The 19794-nt window shown below is 70.3% G+C and carries 16 protein-coding genes; 9 read left to right on the forward strand and 7 right to left on the reverse strand.

What is annotated here, in order from left to right; translation table 11 throughout:
* Positions 1-48: 48 nt before the first annotated feature.
* Positions 49-2415, reverse strand: coding sequence for a hypothetical protein (locus HG543_RS19425; RefSeq protein ID WP_171817936.1), 2367 nt, complete (start codon positions 2413-2415; stop codon positions 49-51).
* 25 nt (positions 2416-2440) lie between these two features.
* Between HG543_RS19425 and HG543_RS19430 the strand changes: the two genes are divergently transcribed.
* The 6 genes from HG543_RS19430 to HG543_RS19455 all read left to right on the forward strand — a co-directional run bounded on the left by HG543_RS19430 (position 2441) and on the right by HG543_RS19455 (position 10559).
* A complete protein-coding gene (locus HG543_RS19430; protein WP_169346296.1) occupies positions 2441-2839 on the forward strand; it encodes a TIGR02266 family protein in 399 nt (132 codons plus the stop codon).
* The gene (locus HG543_RS19435) at positions 2836-3390 is read left to right on the forward strand and encodes a DUF192 domain-containing protein (protein WP_171817935.1); all 555 of its coding nucleotides are present in this window, start codon (positions 2836-2838) and stop codon (positions 3388-3390) included. Before HG543_RS19430 ends, HG543_RS19435 begins: the two co-directional genes overlap by 4 nt.
* Positions 3391-3516: 126 nt before the next feature.
* Positions 3517-5976, forward strand: coding sequence for an alkaline phosphatase PhoX (locus HG543_RS19440; RefSeq protein WP_169346297.1), 2460 nt, complete (start codon positions 3517-3519; stop codon positions 5974-5976).
* A 58-nt stretch (positions 5977-6034) separates the two neighbouring features.
* Positions 6035-7678, forward strand: a complete 1644-nt coding sequence (locus HG543_RS19445; RefSeq protein WP_246357156.1) for an Aq_1262 family (lipo)protein — start codon at positions 6035-6037, stop codon at positions 7676-7678.
* Positions 7679-7815: 137 nt separating this feature from the next.
* Entirely contained in the window at positions 7816-10176 is a 2361-nt protein-coding gene (locus tag HG543_RS19450) for a DnaJ-like cysteine-rich domain-containing protein (RefSeq protein ID WP_169346299.1), read from the forward strand.
* Complete coding sequence (locus tag HG543_RS19455) at positions 10173-10559, forward strand: YHYH domain-containing protein (protein ID WP_169346300.1); 387 nt, start codon at positions 10173-10175, stop codon at positions 10557-10559. Before HG543_RS19450 ends, HG543_RS19455 begins: the two co-directional genes overlap by 4 nt.
* 84 nt (positions 10560-10643) lie before the next feature.
* On the opposite strand, the gene HG543_RS19460 is transcribed toward HG543_RS19455, so the two are convergent.
* Complete coding sequence (locus HG543_RS19460) at positions 10644-12836, reverse strand: hypothetical protein (protein ID WP_169346301.1); 2193 nt, start codon at positions 12834-12836, stop codon at positions 10644-10646.
* Positions 12837-13034: 198 nt separating this feature from the next.
* Here HG543_RS19460 and HG543_RS19465 point away from each other — a divergent pair, with 198 nt between their 5' ends.
* Together HG543_RS19465 and HG543_RS19470 are read left to right on the forward strand one after the other, a co-directional pair.
* Complete coding sequence (locus HG543_RS19465) at positions 13035-13511, forward strand: macro domain-containing protein (protein ID WP_169346302.1); 477 nt, start codon at positions 13035-13037, stop codon at positions 13509-13511.
* A gap of 12 nt (positions 13512-13523) precedes the next feature.
* Positions 13524-13907 (forward strand): hypothetical protein, encoded by a 384-nt coding sequence (locus HG543_RS19470; RefSeq protein WP_169346303.1) that lies wholly within the window; start codon positions 13524-13526, stop codon positions 13905-13907.
* A gap of 3 nt (positions 13908-13910) precedes the next feature.
* On the opposite strand, the gene HG543_RS19475 is transcribed toward HG543_RS19470, so the two are convergent.
* Both HG543_RS19475 and HG543_RS19480 read right to left on the reverse strand, forming a co-directional pair.
* Complete coding sequence (locus HG543_RS19475) at positions 13911-15020, reverse strand: EAL domain-containing protein (RefSeq protein ID WP_343073394.1); 1110 nt, start codon at positions 15018-15020, stop codon at positions 13911-13913.
* Between the two features lie 187 nt (positions 15021-15207).
* Positions 15208-16428, reverse strand: a complete 1221-nt coding sequence (locus HG543_RS19480) for a hypothetical protein (RefSeq protein WP_169346305.1) — start codon at positions 16426-16428, stop codon at positions 15208-15210.
* A 74-nt stretch (positions 16429-16502) separates the two neighbouring features.
* Here HG543_RS19480 and HG543_RS19485 point away from each other — a divergent pair, with 74 nt between their 5' ends.
* The gene (locus HG543_RS19485; protein WP_246357157.1) at positions 16503-17531 is read left to right on the forward strand and encodes a zinc-binding dehydrogenase; all 1029 of its coding nucleotides are present in this window, start codon (positions 16503-16505) and stop codon (positions 17529-17531) included.
* Between the two features lie 3 nt (positions 17532-17534).
* Here HG543_RS19485 and ybaK read toward each other — a convergent pair whose 3' ends face one another.
* The 3 genes from ybaK to purE are packed head-to-tail and all read right to left on the reverse strand — an operon-like array spanning position 17535 to position 19652.
* Complete coding sequence (gene ybaK / locus HG543_RS19490; protein WP_169346306.1) at positions 17535-18011, reverse strand: Cys-tRNA(Pro) deacylase; 477 nt, start codon at positions 18009-18011, stop codon at positions 17535-17537.
* A 4-nt stretch (positions 18012-18015) separates the two neighbouring features.
* Positions 18016-19158, reverse strand: coding sequence for a 5-(carboxyamino)imidazole ribonucleotide synthase (gene purK / locus HG543_RS19495; protein WP_169346307.1), 1143 nt, complete (start codon positions 19156-19158; stop codon positions 18016-18018).
* Entirely contained in the window at positions 19155-19652 is a 498-nt protein-coding gene (gene purE, locus HG543_RS19500; RefSeq protein ID WP_169346308.1) for a 5-(carboxyamino)imidazole ribonucleotide mutase, read from the reverse strand. Before purE ends, purK begins: the two co-directional genes overlap by 4 nt.
* Positions 19653-19794: the final 142 nt, after the last annotated feature.

The raw sequence follows: 19794 nt of genomic DNA on the forward strand, positions 1-19794 counted from the left end.
CGCCGCGATGTCTTCGTTATCGAGGCTCCTGCCTAGCGGAATCCCCGGCTAGCGGAAAGCCTGACGTGGCACCAGGGGGCCCCGGAAGGTCGTCTCCTCGAAATCACACCGCTCCCGCCACTCGTCGGCGCTGGCCCGGAAGGCGGCGCCGAAGTCCGGCAGCGCCCCCACCTCGTGGCGCACCGCGCCGCAGTCCCCGGCGAGGTAGGCGGACTCCACACGCAGGCGGAAGGCCTCCTTGCGCAGGGCGTGGGGGAGGGTCTCGTCCGCCAGGGCGCGCTGGAGCGGCTCGGCCGCGAGCCCCGGAGCGCCCACCTGGTTCAGTCGCCGGCCCAACAGGTAGTTGAGGAACGGGTCCCCCGGGAGGGCGACGAGGGCGCGCGACAGGAGCAACAGGCGCAGCTCGTCGCGGGAAGCGCTGAACCAGGCGTCGATGGGAGGCCTGCGCGCGGGGGAGTCCAGCGCGGCGAGCTTCACGTGGGCGGTGCGCGTCAGCTCCGGGGTGGCGTCCTTCGCGAGCACGGTGTCGAGGAAGCGCCGGGCCGCGTCGGGCTGCTCGCGCTTGAGCTCCACGTCCGCGCGCGCCATGGCCACCTCCGCCTCCAGCACGAGCTGGCCCTTCACGCGCTCCGCGTCCGCCAGCGTGGCCAGCACGGTGGCCGCGTCGTCGTACCGTTCGAGGATGGACAGGGCGGCGGCCTCGCCCAGGCGGTAGCCGGGCTCGTCCGGCTGCAGCTCCGCGGCGCGGCGGTAGCGCTCCAGCGCGTCGTCGGGGTCGCTGACGAGCACCTCGCGGGCAGACTCGGCGAGCCGGGCGACCTCGCGGGCGCAGGCGCGGGTGAAGAGGCTGCCGGTGCGGAAGCGGGCGAAGGCGCGCGCCACCGCCGCTTCGTCCAGGGGCAGCGCGTCCACGTGCTGCTCCCACTCGGAGACGAGCTCTTCCAGGGGGCGGCCATAGGCCTCCGGGAAGTCGCCGTGGGCGTAGACGGCGCGCAGCTTCGCGGCCCCGTAGTTCTCCGCGAGGTACAGCAGGAACGAGCCCGCCACCGTGTACGCGCGCGCGGGCGCGGACTGGTAGAAGCCCTCCGGCCCCATCAGCTTGCGCATGTCCGGGGCCAGCTTCTGCCGGCGCATGCCCGCGGCCCACTCGTGCAGCGTGAGGTCGCCCTGCACCGGGCCGTCCGCCGCCACCGCGAGGCCCTCAATCAATCCCATCAAGGGCCAGACGCCCAGGCGGGTGGTGACGCGGAAGGGGCCGCCGCCAGCGGGCGCCATCATGACGTGCGCCAGTTCGTGGTGCAGCACGGAGTGGGGGAAGGGCCGGTCCTGGATGTGCAGCGAGTGCAGCCACGGCTTGGCGAACTGGGTGCGGCCGGCGCCCACCAGCTTCTGCTTCTCGGCCTCGTCCTTGTAGAGCCACACCTCGATGCGCTCGGTGGGGGCCACGCCGAGGAAGCGCCGCGTCTGCATCCAGCGGAACTCCATGTCCCGGGCGAAGCGGTCCACGTCCTCGCGCGGCTTGCCGCGCCAGTAGTGCAGGCGGAAGTGCTCCGTCTCGCGCACGCCGCCGAGCGCCTCGGCGAGGTACGCGTCGTTCATCCGCAGGCCCAATTCCGGGCCGCGCGTCTCCAGGAAGACGATGACGGCGAGCGGCAGCGCCAGCGAGGCCAGCACGCCGGGGCGCAGGCCGGAGCGCCCCAGGCGCCCGGAGCCCGTGTCCAGCAGCGCGGCGGCGAGCCCCGCCAGGACGAGCGCCCACAGCAGCGTCTCCAGCCGGAACCAGCCCAGGGCGGGCGTAATCGTCAGCGCCTCGTCGTACAGCGGGCCCGGCATGTGCCCCAGGAAGTGGTTGAAGGCGAACACCTGCGGCCCGGCGACGATGGGCCACGCGGTGGGTACGGCCGAAATCAGCACCAGCAGCGCGTACAGCCCCACTGCCCGGCCCGGGCGCCGGGCCCGGAAGCCGCACAGCACGCCCGCCGCGGACGCCAGCACGGCCGAGGGGAGGGTGAGCAGGGGGAAGAAGCCCACCAGCTCGAACGGGTCGCACGCCGTGCGCAGCCAGGCGAACAGGGTGGACGCGAGGAAGGGGGGCACCAGCACGCCCAGGTTGAGGAGCAGGGAGGCGCCCAGGGCATGGCGCACGGCGCCACCGGGCGTCTCGACCCGAGCGACACCGGGAGGGCGGGGGTCCACCCCCAGGAGGAGACGGCGCTCCTGGGCGGCGGCGGCGATGCCCGTCCCCCCGCCGAGCAGGCCCACGGCGATGGACAGGGCCAGGCTCAGTTCGAAACCGGGCACGCCAAAGAGGGGAACGAGGACGAGCGCCGAGCCACCCCCGGCCAGCAGGAGCACGGTGGCCAGGACGGCCGGGCGGCGCAACAGGCCCAGGGCACGGGTGAGGACTTGCCGCATGGCCTCCCCTATACTCCCGCTCAGCATGTCCGAACAGAAGACAGGTTCCGAGCACCGCCAGCACGGGCGGGCCCCCATCGAGCTGAAGGTCGACTACAAGAAGCTCAACTCGTTCTTCGCGGACTATACGAAGAACATCAGCAAGGGCGGCACGTTCATCAAGACGAAGAAGCCGCTGCCCATCGGCACGCGCTTCCTCTTCAAGCTGACGGTGCCCCACCGCGAGGCGCCCTTCGAGCTCTTGGGCGAGGTGGTCTGGTCCAAGGCGGACGCCGAGGAGCCCGGCATGGGCATCCGCTTCATCTACAGCAGTGAGACCCAGCGGGTGGAGTTCGAGACCGTGGTGGAGCGGCTGATGTCCGACAGCCTCGGTCCCGAGCTGACGGAGAAGCTGCTCAACAAGCCGCTGCACCCGCACACATGAAGGCCCTGGTCCGCGGCGTGGTGCTGGCCGGCTCGCTGCTCCTGGCCGGCTGTCAGCAGGAGGCGCAGGGGAGCCCGCCGAAGCCGGCGCCCGCGGCTCCCGTGAAGCCTCCCGTCACCGACGTCAACGCGGAGGACTACCCCATGCAGCCGCTGCCCCGGGGCCACGTGCGGCTCAAGGATGCCTATGGCGGCGTGCACCGGGTGGAGGTGGAGATCGCCGCCACCCGCGAGGCGCGCACCCGCGGCCTGATGTGGCGCAAGGAACTGGCGGACGGGAAGGGCATGCTCTTCCTCTTCCCGCATGAAGAGGTGCAGGGCTTCTGGATGAGGAACACGCTCATCCCGCTGGACATGCTCTTCATCTCGTCGGACCTGCGCGTCGTCGGCATCGTGTCGCGCGCGCAGCCCAAATCCCTCGAGTCCCGCTCGGTGGGCGTGCCCAGCCAGTACGTGCTGGAGGTGCCCGGTGGCTGGACGGAGAAGGTGGGCGTGCGCACGGGCTCCACCGTGCAGTTCGAGGGCGTGAGCGGGGTGGACATCGCTCCGTGACGCGGCCGGTGCACGGCCGTGATGAAGAAGTGACGCACCCTCCAATGGATTGACACAAGGCCTCCGCAGGATGCGCCCCCGCTCGCGCGTCCTCGTGCCGGCGATCAACCTTGGAGGAATGTTTCCATGTCTTCTCGTCTGTTGGGGCTCGCCACCACGGCGATGCTCCTGGGCAGCACCGTGGCCACTGTCGGCTGCGAGGGTGAGCAGGGCCCCGCCGGTCCGGCCGGTCCGCAGGGCCCGCAGGGCCCCGCCGGTGAGGACGGCACCGACGGCCGTGACGGCGTCGATGGCCAGGACGGCCAGGATGGCGAGGACGGGGAGCCTGGGCCGCAGGGCCCTCAAGGTCCCGACGGTCCGGAGGGCCCGCAGGGTCCTGCCGGTCCGCAGGGTCCTGCCGGTCCGCAGGGTCCCCAGGGTCCCGCGGGTCCGGGCTCGTACGGGCAGCCCGGGCCGGGTGCCGTCAACCGCGCTCCTGGCGTGGAGCCGGGCACGGCGCTGTCCTCGGTGATCGCCATCACCTTCCGTGGCGACCTGGGCACTGGTGCCACCAACCTGGCGGACTACGTGAAGACGCGCGTCAACCAGGTGGTCGCCGGCAACATGCCGACGCCCATGGTGTTCCCCCTGCCGCCGGCCTCGACGGACTCCGTGCGCACGGTGCCGGGGCTGTTCTCCACCACGGTCATCAAGTGGATGGACCCCATCGGCTTCAGCCGCACGAGCCCGCGCTTCGGCGCCAACGTGGACTACATCGCCTTCTTCGGTGACGGCTGGTCCGCCAACGGCAGCGCGCCCCAGTTCGCCGGCAACGACTCGGCGGGCTGGATGTGGATCAACCACGAGTACATCTCCGGCACCAAGCCGAGCACGGGCACCGCGCCCCTGGGCCAGCACCTGGACTTCGCGAAGTTCCTGGGCAACACCGGCGTGCTGCCCCGCAACGTGACGGACGGCACCACGTGGGGGAGCGACCAGCTCATCACCTACAACCGCGAGTGGAAGAAGCAGGTGGGCGGCTCGTGGATTCGCGTGGTGCAGGACCCGGCCACCGGCGAGTGGGCCGTGGACCGCAACGCGGCCAACCGGCGCTACGACAACACCAGCGCCACGCTGGCGAAGCTGACGGGCGTGCCGCTGTCCGGCGTGGACCGTGACGACAGCGGCGCCCCGCTGGCGGCCGACGTGGTGCCGGGGACGTACGCGAACTGCTCCGGCGGGCAGACGCCGTGGGGCACCATCATCACGGGCGAGGAGAACACCCAGGACGGCTACGGCGACCCGGAGAGCGCCATCTGGGCCGGCCAGAACTGGAAGCAGGACGCGCCGGGCTTCGCGCCGGGCGCGCCCATCTCGCCGGACTACTCGCCTGCCTCGTCGGGTGACTTCATCAGCTCCGACGTCAACTCCCGCCACCTCAAGGACGGCTACGGCTACCTGACGGAGATCGACCCGGGTCAGGCTCCGGACCTCTGGTACGAGAAGGACGCGACGAAGCCGGGCGTGGGGCACCGCAAGCTGGGTGTCATGGGCCGGGCGCACTGGGAGAACGCCACCTTCGTGGTGGGCGCGGACTGGAAGCTGCTGCCCAACCAGCCCGTCGTCATGTACGGCGGCGACGACCGCCGCGGTGGCCGCATCTACAAGTTCGTCTCCAAGGACAACTACACCGAGGGCATGACGAAGAAGCAGATTCGCGACCTGCTGAACGAGGGCAAGCTGTACGTCGCGCACTTCGCGGGCCTGGACAACAGCACGGGTGACACGCTGGTGGGCGGCGCGATTCCCACCGAGCGGGCCCCGGGCGAGGGCCGCTGGGTGGAGCTGAGCCTGGAGAGCGAGGACGTGGTGCCCAATGGCGCGGCGTACAACCAGCCGTCGCTGACGGTGGGCGCCGCCCTGCGGGATGCCAACTACAACGCCGTGGGTGGCTTCACGAGCAACGAGCAGGTCCGCAAGCTGCTGTGGACCGTGTCGAACAAGCTGGGCGTGATGGAGCTCAACCGTCCCGAGGACCTGGAGTGGAACCCGAAGGACCCGAGCGGCACGCCGCTGCTCTACGTGGCCTTCACCGAGCACGGCGACATCACCGTGCTGGACCAGCAGGGCCGCGTCGCCACCGCCCAGTTCAACGGAACCGCCTGGGTGGGGAAGAACCGTGGCCCCAACGACAACCGCACCGTCGACCGCGTGGGCTCCCTCTTCGCCATCCGCGAGTCGAGCACCACCGCGCCGGGCGGCTCGAAGACGTTCACCTACTTCCGCGTGTGGAAGGGCGAGACGGCCGCGACCAGCGCGGCGCCGGAGTACTCCGCGTCGAAGCCGGACAACATCGCCATCGACCGTGAGGGCGGCGTGTGGTTCGGCACCGACGGCAACTTCAGCGTCAACAAGGTGGCGGACAGCATCTACTACCTGAACCAGGACCCGGCCCACGCCGGCAGCCCGTACTACCGCAAGGCGTTCCGCGTGCTCTCCATGCCGAGCGACGCGGAGGCCACCGGCCCCGCGTTCAGCCCGGACATGAAGACCCTGTTCGTCAGCGTCCAGCACCCGGGCGAGGGCAACTTCAGCGTCTGGCCGTAGTCGCCGTCTCACGCAGTCGCGGAGGTTGAATCGGATGTCTCCGGTGTCGAAGGGAGTCATGCGGGGAGCCGTCGTCGGGCTCCTCGCGCTGGGTCTGGTGGCGTCGGCCGCTGGCGTGTGGCGGACTCGCGGTCGTCCGCCGTTGGAGCCGGAGGCTCCCTTCGACCCGCTCGCGCAGGCATTGGCGAGCGGCAGCCGCGTGGACAACCGCGAGGCCCCCATTCCGTCCATGTGCTACACGAAGACGGAGGGGGTCTCCAACCCGTGCTGGACGTGTCACACGGGCGGCGTCGGCGACAACATCATGGACGACGCGGCCCTGCAGGCCGAGTACGCGTTCAGCGATGTGGGGCTGACGAACCAGTGGTCGAACCTCTTCACGGACCGCTCCTCCGCGATGGAGGACATCTCCGACGAAGAGGTCCTGGAGTACATCCGCCAGGACAACTACACGCCGCTGCGGACCGCGCTGCTGGGGCGGCCCGGTGGCTTCAAGGGCTGGGTGCCGGACCTGGACCTGACGCGGGGCTTCGACGCGGACGGCTTCGCCCGCGACGGCAGCGGCTGGCGGGCGGTGCGCTACAAGCCCTTCCTGGGCACCTTCTGGCCCACCAATGGCAGCACGGATGACGTGTTCATCCGCCTGCCGGCGGCCTTCCGTCGCGACGCGGAGGGCCGGCCGTCGATGGCGGTGTACCGGTTGAATCTCGCCATCCTCGAGGCGGCGATGACGATGGACCCGGAGCTGCGCGACGTGAAGGCCGCGCGGCGCCGGGTGGAGCCCGTGGACGAGCGCCTGGGTGGCGTGGACCTGGACGGGGACGGGGTGCTGGAGGCGTCGGTGGAGGAGGTGCGCGGGCTGCCATCGCACTACGTGGGCGGCGCGGCGAAGGTGCCCGTGCGCCGGAGCTACTATCCGGTGGGGACGGAGTTCCTGCACACGGTGCGCTACGTGGACCCGGACGTGCCCACGCTGCTGTCCACGCGCATGAAGGAGGTCCGCTACTCGCGCAAGGACGAGGAGCACGAGGGCCTGCGCGTACAGACCCTCTACCTGGGCGAGCGCGAGAAGAAGCTCCAGGGGCGGCTGCCCGTGTTCCCCGGCAACCCCGAGCTGGGGCTGGTGAATGAGTTCGGCTGGCGGCTGCAGGGCTTCATCGAGGACGCGCGCGGGCGGCTGCGCGTGCAGACGATGGAGGAGCACGCCTTCTGCATGGGCTGTCACACCAACCTGGGCGTGACGGTGGACCAGACGTTTGGCTTTCCGCGCAAGGTGCCGGGGAGGGAAGGCTGGCGGCACCAGGATTTGCGAGGCATTCCCGACGTGCCGCAGCTGGGCCACGCGAAGCCGGAGGTGCTGACGTACTTCGAGCGCGTGAAGGGCGGCGACGAGTTCCGCGCCAATGACGAGTTGCTCTCGCGGTTCTTCCCCGGTGGCGCGCTGGACGAGGCGTCCGTGCGCCGCGCGGCCAGGGGAGGGGACCGGGATTTGACGTGGCTGGTGACGCCGTCACGCGAGCGGGCGCTGGAGCTGGGCCGGGCCTACATGGCGCTGGTGCGCGAGCAGACCTTCACGAAGGGCCGGGACACGCTGCTGGCTCCGCCGAAGAACGTGTTGCCCGCGGTGGAGAACGGCTCCACGGGTCTGGAGGACGCGGGGCTCATCTTCGAGGACGGCCGCCTGCATCTGGCGTGGGAGTGAGTCTGCCTGAGTGACACGTGGCTCGCGTCTACCACCCCGGGGGGATGGTCAGGCGAAGGCTTCCGCCATCCCATGGGGGCGCACGTCGCCGCGAATTCTGGAGACACCGCGGCCAGACGTGATGGGGAGGCCGCACGATGCAAGCGGAGGAGATGGAGCGGAAGGCCCGTGTCTCGGCTGTGGGGTGGGCTCGCTGGCGATTGGGCCCCGCGAGCTTCCATGACCTCATCACCCGGGTCGACGTCGAGACGCTGCGCTACGGGCGCCTCATCACCCGCTACGCGGTTCGCACGGGCACCTGGGTGGAGGAGCCCTACACGGGTGGAACGAACCGGCCCGGTGATGTGAGGGATTTCGAATCACTGGACCTCTGGAGCGGGACGCCCGAGGAACTGGCGTCGCGGACCTCCCACCTCTCGAACTGTGGCAGGTGCTTCGGCAGTGGTCAGGTGACGTGCCCTTCCTGTCAGGGCACCCTGCGCGCGAGCTGCTCGGGCTGCGGCGGCAGCGGGCGGCGGATGAGCCGGGCGCGCAAGAGCTACCGGATGGTCAACTGCTCGGAGTGTCGCGGCAACGGACAGAAGAAGTGCGTCCGCTGCACGAAGGGACGGGTGGGGTGCTCGCCGTGCCGGGCCTCGGGGGTCATGCGCCGGTGGCTGAAGGTGACGACCGCGCAGCGCACCCAGGTGGGCATCTGGCCCGAGGACCCACGCCTTCGTGCCCATCCAGGTCTGACGGGGGGCTCACCCAGCGCGCTCCAGTGGCGGGGCGCGCGGACCCTGGAGACGCGGGAGCATGACGGGCCGATTCCTCCTGCCCGGCTGGGGCCGGAGGCCGAAGCCGCGGGGTTCCTCTCGGCGCGCTCCTCGCTGGAGCCGCGACTGGAGCCCCTCCGCGGCCGTGTCCTCTCACAGACCCTGGAGGTGTTCGAGGCTCCGTCCGCGACCGTTCACTATGCGTTCGCCGGCGCGCGGGGCTTCATCAAGCTGCTGGGCAGCGACTTTCGTGCGACTCCGGCCCGGGACACCCGTCCCTTCGACTACCGCTTCGCCTGGCTGCTGGGCGTGTTCTTCACGAGCTTCATCGGCGCTGTCTTCCTCGTGAACGCATACACGGAGCGCCATGACTTCTACCGGCAGCATCCTTCGGCCGGGCTCGTCGCGCTGGCCGCACTGGGCCTCGTGCCAGGCTTCTGGTTGATGGCCGCGAGCTGGTTGCGACGGCGCCGGGCGGATGACTCGAAGCCGGTGAGGCGGTGGCATGACAGGCTGGGGCTCGGAGCCGTGGGGCTTTGTGCCCTCGCCATCCTGGGTTGCTTCGTGTTCGTGGGCCCTTCGACCCAGGCCCTGGCGCGGCTGACCGCCTCCGGCACGCTCGACGTGGCCGAGCTGCATGCGAGCGCGCTGCAGGCGCGAGGAGACACGTCGCCCGCGTTCGTCGAGGCCCGGAATGCCTTCGTGCTGGCGCGCATCGCGGGCATGGAGAACCGCGAGGCCGTGAAGCTCATCACCTTCTACACGAGCACGAAGGCGGGTACGGAGCCCCTGGAAGCGGAGCGCCGCCGTCTGCGCGAGGCCTGGATTCTCTCGGCGCTCTCCGGAGACGAGGACGCCGGGATTGAGCGGGAGTTGAAGGCGCTCGCGGATGAGGGGGCGCCGACGGTGCTGGTGGACGGGCTTCGCGCGCGGCTGGAGAACAAGCGGCTCGAACAGGGCAAGGCCCTGCTCGCGAAGGGGGAGGTGGAGGATGCGCTCAGCACGCTGTTGCGCATCCAGGCTCCCACGCTCGCCGCGGAGCCGCCGGGTCCCCTGCTGTCGCACGCCTATCTCCTGCGCGCCCAGAAGTGTCCGCCGCAAGGGCTTCGCTGCCGGGCCCACGCGCTCAAGCTCGCCGTGGAGGCCGACCCTGGCGAAGCGGCCCGGACGGCGTTCGCGACCTTCCACTCGTCGGAAGTCTCCCGGCTCGAGAGGATGGCGCGTCCCGCTGGCGGCCTCGGTCCGTCGCTGCGGGCACTCCAATCCGCCGAGGTGGAGGCGGGGGTGCTGCTCTCCGTGCTCGAAGGAGACACCCGGCTGACCGAGGTGCGGAACCAGCTCCTCCAGCGACGCGAAGCCCTGCTGAAGAATCGCCTGCCCCTGGGGGAGCCCGTGGAGGTCGCGCAGGCGCTGCTGGCGTTCTCGGGGCTGGAGGAGAAACGCCCCGGAGTGCTCGCCGTGCGTGAGGTGCCTCCTGGCACGCTCGTCCATCTCTTCGTGAGCCAGGGCGTGACGCGCGGAGTCCACGTCACCGCCGCGGAACATGGGCGTGAAGCGCTGACCCGGGAGGCACTCCAGGAGGTGGCGAGGCGCCTCACCGGGCAGACGTTCGCCATGAAGGACCTGACACGCACCGGGACCGGGGTGGCCCACGTCCCGGCGCGCCTGGGGGCTCATCTGGCATTGCTCGGATGGCACGACGGAACGCTCGTCGAGGCACTCATCGGAAAGGTGGAGCCATGAGACAGGGGAAGCGGGTGCGGGTCGTGGTGGGGGCCGTGCTGGGCCTCGTCGCCGCCCGCGTCGCGTGGGCGCACCCGGGGCGGACCAACAGCGCGGGCTGCCACAACAACCGCCGCACGGGCGATTATCACTGTCATGGAGGCGGGAGCTATTCGGGCGGGTGGAGCGCGCCCGTGGAGGCGCCCACGAGGTTGCAGGTGGTCGCCATTCCGCGTGCCCGTGTCTGGATCAACGACCAATACGTGGGGCTGTCTCCGACGCGCGCCATCAAAGTGGGGAGCGGGAGTGTGAAGGTGCGGCTCGAGCACGTCGCGCTGGGCGTGCATGAAGTCACGACGAACGCCGCCGCGGGAGAGACGACGGAGCTGACGGTCCGGTGGTGAAGGCGTGAGCGGACGCCGAGGCAACCCGGGGCAGCCCATCGGCTGGCTGCCCCGGGGGTGTTTCAGTGCCGCTCGAAGCCTGCGTCAGCCGTTGGGGACGCGCCCGATAGAGCCGTCGGGCACGAGCTTCACCTGGGCGGGGTCATGGCCGCTGACGGGGTACTTCTTCCGGTCCTGCACCTGATAGACCTGGAGACCCGTGCGCTCCCGAATCAGCGTTCCGTCCCGGGGCATGTCATCCCGGGCGACCAGCGTCTCCGCATCGTTCACGATGATGAGTGTTTGCTGGAGGCTTCCGGCGGGGATGGCCTGAATCCGTTGCGCGGCATCTCCCCATGCAGCCAGTTCCTCAGGGGAAGGAATCCAGAAGTTGCCCCCGCCCTGGTAGATGAACACCTCCGGAGAGCCAACCTGACGTACCACCGTCCCGTCGCGAGGCAGGTCCTCGCGAGCACGCCCCTCGTCCTGGCCGTTGACGTCCACCAGCGTCGACCAGAGCGAGCCCAGAGGAATGTTGCGGATGCTCGCGTCCGTCGTGCCCGTGGCTGCCTTGTAGCTGTCCCAGGACGCCGGGGTGGGCACCCAGAAGCGACCTCCACCTCGGTACACCCAGATGCCAGTCCTTCCCAGCTCGCGCACCACCGTCCCGTCACGAGGCAGGTCCTCACGAACACGCCCCTCGTCCTGGCCGTTGACGTCCACCAGCGTCCATGAGAGCGAGCCGGGCGGAATGTTGCGGATGATTGCGTCCGTCGCGCCCGTGACGGCCTTGTAGGTGCCCCAGGCCTCGAGGCTGGCCACCCAGAAGCGGCCTCCGCCCTGGTACACCCAGAGGGCGGGTTTGCCCAGCTCGCGCACCACGGTACCGTCGGCCGGACTCGCGGAGATGCCCTGCAGTGAGCCTGCCGGGACCTGGCGGATGGAGGCATCGCTAAGCCCCAATGCATCACGGTAGGTACCCCACGAGGCAGGGGTGGGTACCCAGAAACGTGCGCCGCCCGCGATGACATAGATGGCCGGCTTGCCCGTCTCGCGGAGAATGGTGCCATCTTCCGGGATGCTGGGGATTCGCGACAACACATCGTCCCGATAGATGGGGGCTGTCGAGGGCTCGAAGCCCGCGGCGCGAGCCGCCTCCGCGCTCACCACGGGCAGTCTGGCGCGGCCGACGAGCAGGTAGAGCGCACCGCCGGGCGAGCGCACCAGCCCGTATGAATCCGCCGCAGGGAACATCTCGATGACATTGCTTCGAGCCTCCATCCAGACGGACGCTCCATTCGCTTGGAGCCAATGGTAGACGGCCGTCGTGTAGTTGAGGTCGTCGTCAATCTTGATGCGCATGCCTCCCTTGATCCCCCAGTTCCCCTGAAGCGGGAGGGTCGAGCCTCTCCCATTGAGTACCGAGCCTTCGCACGGAATGCCCGCGGGAGTGAGGCATATTGAATGGAATCGGGCCAGGCTTGCAGTCGTGCCGTCGGGACGGGCAACGGATGTCAATTGATGTGTTGCGCCGTCCTTGAACCGGGCTGGCACATCAACGACAAACTCATCGTGGTTGAAGACGTACTTCTGGTTGGCGCGGACCGTGGCGAATGGGCTCGTCTCGGTATCCTCGGTCATGGAAACCGTCGCCGTGAGGGTGGTGCTGTCGCTCCTCCGCCACCCGGATGCATAGCCCCAGAAACGGCCCGCATCATACAGGTACGGCGTGGAGAAGATGACATCGACGGTGGGCGGGGGCGGGACTCGCCACTTGATGACGAGACTCATCTTCAGTTCTGAAGAAGAATCAGACGCGATGACGGTCGGCTTGGCCAGCCATGTTCCCGTGACGGGCTGCCCATTCCAAACGGTACTGGGGAGTTGTGCCTGGGGGAACCAGACCGTCCCGTCCGTCTTGCTCAGGAAGACGTTGTCCGTCCAGCTTCCGTGGGTGAGCGCAATCTTGTTGAAGAGGACGGATTTCCCTGTTGGAGCACCCGCCAGATAGACCCCCATCACCTCTGCGCCTGTAGGCGCGGTGCCGACCGTCTGGGCGTTCGAGGAATTGTAATACCATGTGTAGTTGATTGTGACGGTCCCCTCCGTGGTGCTCAGGCAATTGTGGCACTCCGCGACTTCGCCGCTGATCTCCGGAAACTGCTGGAGCTGGGCATGAGATGGCGCGGGAAGGGCCATGCAGAGTGCCGACAGGAACAGCCACAGCCGCTGCAAGGACGGCATGTGCTGGCCTGGCTTCGCGGTGCTTCGTGTCATCTCGTCGTGTGAATTGACCATGTCCTCTTCTTTTCGCCGCTTCGGGCGGAGCGACCTCTTAGCAACCCTTTCTGACATCCCGAGGCGCTCTCAGCCGGCCGCAGCGCGCGTCCTTTCATGACAAGAAACAGCTCTCTCGCGCTTTGCGTGGTTCCCTTCGGGGCAATAGGCAGACGCGGCGGACGTCAGGAGACCCGTCTCGCAGGCGTCATTGGCCCGATGCCCACGCGCTTCGTGAAGGGTGACCTGTTCCGCTGGCCCGGGTTGAAGGCCCTGGCCCATGGTTGCAACTGCGCTGGCGCCATGGGCAAGGGCATCGCCGTCGAGTTCCGGCAGCGGTTCCCGAGGATGTACGCCGAGTACAAGGAGCGCTGCGCGGACGGGCGCTTCCGGCCCGGGGACGTCTTCACCTGGACCGAGGACGGCGTGACGGTCTTCAACCTGGGGACGCAGAAGACGTGGCGGACGAAGGCGGAGCTGCCGGCCATCGAGGCCGCCGTCACCCGGATGGTGCGAGCCGCCGAGCAGCTCGGCATCCCGCGCATCGGCCTTCCCCGGATTGGCGCGGGACTGGGCGGTCTTCTCTGGGAGCCCATTCGCGCCATGCTGGAGCGCATCGGAGAGACGACGCAGGTGGAGCTCCTCGTCTTCGAGGAGTTCCTGCCCGCCAGCACCGAGTCCGAAGGCGCTGGATGAGACGAAGGAGGCGTGAGCAAGGTGGCTGCGTACAACTGGGTGGTCTTCCAGGCCACGTGCCCTGTCTGTGGCCGCGCTGCGCGGATGCGCGCTCAAGCACATGTGGCCTCGTCATTCGACGGAGATGAGCGCGGCCGGTTCGCGCACCGGGAATACGCGGTGGGGCAGCCCTTCCATTGGTGGCCGGAATCGCATCGGGCCTTCAGTGCGTGGCGCGACGCGGACGTGGTGACTCCGGACCTGGGAGACCCGGACTCCGTGGAGGAGGCCTGCTACACCGAGTGCTCGGAGTGCCAGGCGGAGCTGTACGCGGTGGTCGCGTTCCGCGTGAACGTGCCCGTCTCCATCAAGGAGGTCGGACCCGAGTCGGCCTGGCCTGTCCGCTACCCCCGGTGAGGGTCACCGCGGCGCGCGTTGCTCCAGCAGCTCCGTGGACCGGTGGATGAGCTGCTTCATCGTCACGGTGCCCAGGAACCGTCCCTGCGCATCCGTCACCACCACCGGGTCATAGAGGCACTCCGGTGTGCGCTTCATGGCCAGCCGCGCCAACGTGGTGATGGCCAGGCGCTCCTCCACCACGAGCGGGTTCCGGTCCGGCGTGGCCGTGCGCTGCCGCATCACCAGTGCCTGGGGGCGTTCGCTGTCGTCCAGCAGGACGACGTGGCCGAGCTGCGGCGCCTGCTGGAACAGTCCGTCCAGTTCCCTCGCGGTCATGGACACGTCCACGCACATGCGGCGGATGACCATGCTGCCCACCGTCTCGTCGTGCTCGCCCTCGCGGAAGTCCAGCGCCCGCATCGCCTGGTGGCGCCGCTCCTCGAAGTCTCCGGCGGGCCGCACCGGCACCGACGCCGGACGCGCCACGAGGTAGCCCTGCACGTGGCGGATGCCCAGCCGCAGCAGCACCGCCAGCTCGTCCCACGTCTCCACGCCCTCGGCGATGAGCACCGCGTCCACGCTGCGCGCGAAGTCCACCAGCGACTTCACCAGGTGCTGCGGGTAGCTGTGCCGGTGGATGTTCCGCACCAGCGCCTGGTCCAGCTTGATGAACTGCGGCGCGCTGTACACCAGCGTCACCAGCCCCGAGTGCCCCGCGCCGAAGTCATCCAGCGCAATCCCGAAGCCCTGCGCCGCGTACTGGCGCGTCAGCCGCTGAATCAGCTCCGTGTCCTCGAACGCCGCCTTCTCCGTGATTTCCAGCACCAGGTGCCGCGGATTCAATCCGTAGCGCGCCAGCAGCTCCACCGTGGAGCCGTCGCCGAAGCGCGGGTCGCTCAGCACGTCCGGGCTGACGTTGAAGAAGAAGGGCGCGCGCCGCTGCTCATCCGGCAGCGTGGAGATACAGCGCAGCGCGGACGTCCAGCACGCGCGCTCCAGCTCCCACGTGAAGCCCTCCGCGCGCGCCTGTGTGAAGAGCACGTGCGGCTCCCGCCATTCTCCGGGCCCTCGTGACAGCACCTCATGGCCAATCACTTCGCCATGGCGCAGGTCCACGATGGGCTGGAACACGGAGGTGACACTGGGCTCATCGCCGTTCCACAGCCAGTCAGGTGCTCGAGCAGAGGCGCGGGAGGGGGAGCGGCTCATGTGGGGAAAGTGTAGCCCATGCGGCCGACGGCTTCAGGCCCGTCCGGTGAGCGTGCTGAGAAAACCCCATTACGGCCGGGCAACGGCCCCTCTTCCTGCTCCCCCTATCTCACTCTCGAACCCCGCGATTTTCCTTGGACTTCGGGGTCTCTCCTGCCCCCGCGAGCGGGTCCACCGTCGCCGGCGCGACGCCCGGCGTCACGGACAGGGCGGCCTGGGTGGCGACCGAATCCAGGGACTGTCCCTCCTCCCACTGCACGGAGGACAGGGCGCGGAAGCGGCGGGCGAGCGCCGACAGCTCGGCCGCCTTGAGCTGCGCCTGTCCACTGCGCAACGACAGCAGCGCCACGCGCGCCCGCTCCAGCAGGGCCACCTCCGCGCGCAGCCTCGCGAGGATTCGCTCGCGCCGGCCCTTCAGCTCACCCAGGCGCTCCACTTCCTCCGCCAGCGACGCCGCGGCCAGCTCCAACTGCCGCCGCGCCACCGCGTCCGTGCTGGCGCGGGCGCTGCGCTCCAAATCCTCGCGCTCCGCTTGCAGCTCCGCCTGCGCGCGTTCCTCCAGCTGCGCCTCCACGCCGGCCCACTCCGAGGCCAGCTCCACCGCGTCGCGAGTAATCCGGGCCAGCGTGCGGGCCAGCTCCTCGCGCGCCGGCTCGCGCGGCAGCAGGGCGAGCGACTGCCCGCATTGCCGGTAGAGGGACAGGGCGCGCTCGCACAGGGTGCGGAAGTCGCCCGCGAGCCGGGGCAGCAGCTCCTCGGCGCGCGCCTCCACCGGGTCCGCGGACAGCCCCAGGTGCGCGGCCGACGCGCTCAGCCCCATGAAGAGGCCGAGGATGCCGCCCACCACGCCCACCCGCAGCAGGGCCGGCGTGGCCACGTCCGTGAGCCGCGCGGAGAAGACCTCCGCCACCTCGAGCCCGCCCAGCGTGAGCCCCGCGCCCAGCGCCGCCCCGAGGCCGAAGTGCACGAGGGTGGGGCGGGCCTCCGCCACCTGTCCCTCCTCGCCCCGCTCGTTGAGCCGCGCGCGCACCAGCAGCGCCCCCGCCGCCGCCGCGCTGCACGCCACCGTCCACGCGGGCGCCATGCCCAGCGCGTACGGCAGCGCGGTGAGCAGCACCCCCAGGCCGCCCAGGAGCACCCGGTCCCATCGGTCTCCCCGCGCGCACGCCACCACCACCGCGGCGGGAACGAGCCACGCCAGCGGCACCGGCAGGCCCACGCGCAGGGTGGCGAGGTGCACGAGTCCCGCCGCCGCCCCCGCGGCGAGGGCGCGCGTGACGGTGCGCTCGAAGGCTTCACGGTGATGGAATTGCAATATGGTGGCGCTCATCGACACCCCACGGCTACGGACACCGGGTAGGGATTCCCCCCTTTCACGCGCGGGCGAATAAAAAGGTCTCCCCGATGAGCGCGCTTCCCATTCCCGAGACGATGCGAGCGCTGGTCCTCACCGCCTACGACGGGCGGAAGGACTCCCTCCAGGTGGAGACGCGGCCCGTGCCGCGGCCGTCTCCGAGCCAGGTGCTGGTGCGGATGGCCGCATCTCCCATCAACCCGGCGGACCTGATGTTCATCCGGGGGCTGTACGGCCTGAGGAAGCCGCTGCCCACGGTGCCGGGCCTGGAGGGGTGTGGCACGGTGGTGGCGGCCGGCGGCGTCACCGGGCGGCTGCTGGTGGGCCGGCGCGTGGCCTGCGGCGCCCCCACCGAAGGGGACGGGCTGTGGGCGGAGTACGCGGTGGTGGGAGTGCCGCAGTGCGTCCCGCTGCGCTCGCACATCTCCGACGAGCAGGGGGCGAGCCTCCTCATCAACCCCGTCACGGCGTGGGCGCTGATGGAGCGCGCGAAGGAGGGCGGGCACGGGGCGCTGGTCCAGTCGGCGGCGGCGAGCGCCCTGGGGCGCATGCTGCTGGCGCTGGCGAAGCGCGAGAAGCTGCCCATGGTGCACGTGGTGGGGCGCCCGGAGCAGGTGGAGCTGCTGCGCAAGTCGGGCGCCGAGCACGTGCTCAGCAGCCATGAGCCGGAGTTCGAGGAGCGGCTGCGGCGCTTGTGCCACGAGCTGAAGGTGTCGCTCGCCTTCGACGCGGTGGGCGGGCGCCTCACCGGGCAGCTCATGCGCGCCCTCGTCGATGGGGGCACCGTCATCGTCCACGGCCTCCTGTCCGAGCAGGAGTGCCGCATCCACCCGGGCGACTTCATCTTCGGCGACAAGAAGGTGGAGGGCTTCTGGCTGGAGCGCTGGGCCCGCGTGGGCCCCGGCAAGGAGAAGCTCAAGGCGCGGATGGTGGTGCCCTCGCTGGTGGGCCGCGTGCTGGAGACGCCGGTGCGCGCGCGCCTGCCGCTGGAGTCCGCGGGCGAGGCGGTGCGCATCGCCTCGTCGGACAGGACGGCCGGCAAGGTGCTCTTCCTGCCAGCCCAGGGCGCCGCGGCGTAGGCCTCAGACCTTGTCGCGCGAGATGGGGCCCACCTTCGCCTTCGTCACCCGCAGGTAGTCCGCCGGGGACAGCACGAGCTGCGTGCCGCGCACGCCCGCGGACACCGCCACCACGTCGAACAGCTCCAGCGTCTCGTCGACGAAGACGGGGTAGTCCTTCTTGCCGCCAATGGCGGTGCAGCCGCCGCGCACGTAGCCGGTGAGCGGCTGCAGCTCCTTGAGGGGCACGGTGTCCACCTTGCGGTCGCCGGTGAGCCGGGCCAGCGCCTTCAAGTCCAGCTCCGCGTTGCCGGGCACCACCGCCATCAGCACGCCCGTGCGGTCTCCGCGCGCCACCAGCGTCTTGAAGACCTGCTCGGCGGGCATGCCCACCTTCGCGGCCACCGACTCCGCGGACAAATCGTCCGGGTCCACCTCGTAGTCGCGCAGCTCGTACTTCACGCCGAGCGAGTCCAGGATGCGGGCGGCGTTTGTCTTCACGGCCTCAGACTCCCAGGGCGGTGGCCGCGGCCTTCACCCGCGCGAGCGCGTCCTCGGGCGTGCTTCCCACCGCGGACAGGTGCCCCATCTTCCGTCCCTTGCGCGCGTCCCGCTTGCCGTACAGGTGCAGCCGGACGCCGGGCATGGCCAGCACGTCCTCGAAGCGCGGGCCGCCCTCCTTCAGCCACAAGTCACCCAGCAGGTTGACGATGGCCGCCGGGCGCACCACCTCCACCGAGCCCAGCGGCAGGTTGCACGCCGCGCGCACCGCCTGCTCGAACTGGGACGTGAGGCACGCCACCTCCGTGGAGTGGAAGCTGTTGTGCGGGCGCGGCGCCAGCTCGTTGACGAGCAGGCTCCCGTCGCGCAACAGGAACATCTCCACCACCAGCAGGCCCTCCACCTGGAGCGCCTCGGTGATGGCGCGCGCCACCTCCGTGGCCCGCGCGGAGACCTTCTCCGGCAGCGGCCCCGGCAACAGCGACCACGCGAGGATGCGCTCCTCGTGGTGGTTGTAGGCGGGCGGGTACACGGCCGTCTCGCCCCTGGGGCTGCGCGCCACCAGCACGGACAGCTCGGACTGCAAGTCGAGCGCGGCCTCCACCACCACGGAGCGCTCGCCCAGCTCCTGCCACGCGGTGGGGGCATCGGCCGAGGACGTCACCTCCACCTGGCCGCGGCCGTCATAGCCGCCCTCGCTGGACTTCACGAAGCAGCGGCCGCCCAGCGCGCCAATCGCCTCGGCCAGCTCGGCGGCGGAGTGGGCCTCGCGCCAGGGGCCCAGGGGGAAGCCTCCCTGGGCGAGCCAGCCCTTCTGCCGGCCGCGGTGCTGCACCACGCGCAGCACGTCCGCGCCCGGGCGCATGGGCGCATGGCGGGCCACGGCCTCCAGCGTGGACAGGGCGACCTTCTCGATTTCGAGCGTCACCGTGTCGCTGCCGCGCGCCAGCTTCTCGGCGGCGCCCTCGTCCGCGAAGGAAGCGGTGATGCACTCGTCCACCACCGACAGGGCGGGGCAGGTGGCGTCCGGATCCAACGCCTTCACCTGGAAGCCCAGCGTGCGCGCCGCCAGCGCCATCATCCGCCCCAGCTGACCGCCGCCGAGGATGCCAATCGTCCCGCCAGGGAGCACCACGCGCGACTTCATGAAATCTCCCGGTGCGCCAGCACCTCGTCGGTGCGCGCCTTGCGCCAGGCCGCGAGCCGCTCGCGCAGCTCGGGGTACTTCAGGCAGAGGATGGCCGCGGCATGCAGGGCCGCGTTGGCGGCGCCCGGCTTGCCGATGGCCTGCGTGCCCACGGGCACGCCCTTGGGCATCTGGACGATGGACAGGAGCGCGTCCAGCCCGCTCAGCAGCGTGGTGGGCATGGGCACGCCGATGACGGGCAGCAGCGTCTTGCTGGACACCATGCCGGGCAGGTGGGCGGCCCCTCCCGCGGCGGCGATGATGACGGACAGCCCGCGCGACTCCGCGGTGGACGCGTACTCCATCATCCAGTCCGGGGTGCGGTGGGCGGACACCACACGGACCTCGTGGGGAATCGCCAGCTCCTTGAGGATGTCCACGCCGGGCTGCAGGTACTCCAAGTCACTCCTGCCGCCCATGATGACCCCGACCCAGGGGGTGACCGTGCTCGCCATGTGGTGTGCGCGCCTCCGTGCGCTCTCCGGCCGAAGGCTGGAGCAACGCGGAGATAGGGCGGGGGGATTCCATCGGTCAACACGGAAGGTGAGGGCACTCCTCCGGCGGGGCCTCCGTGGCCCGCCCGGCCCCCCGCCGAGC

The sequence above is a fragment of the Pyxidicoccus fallax genome, from assembly GCF_012933655.1.
Lineage (GTDB): Bacteria > Myxococcota > Myxococcia > Myxococcales > Myxococcaceae > Myxococcus > Myxococcus fallax.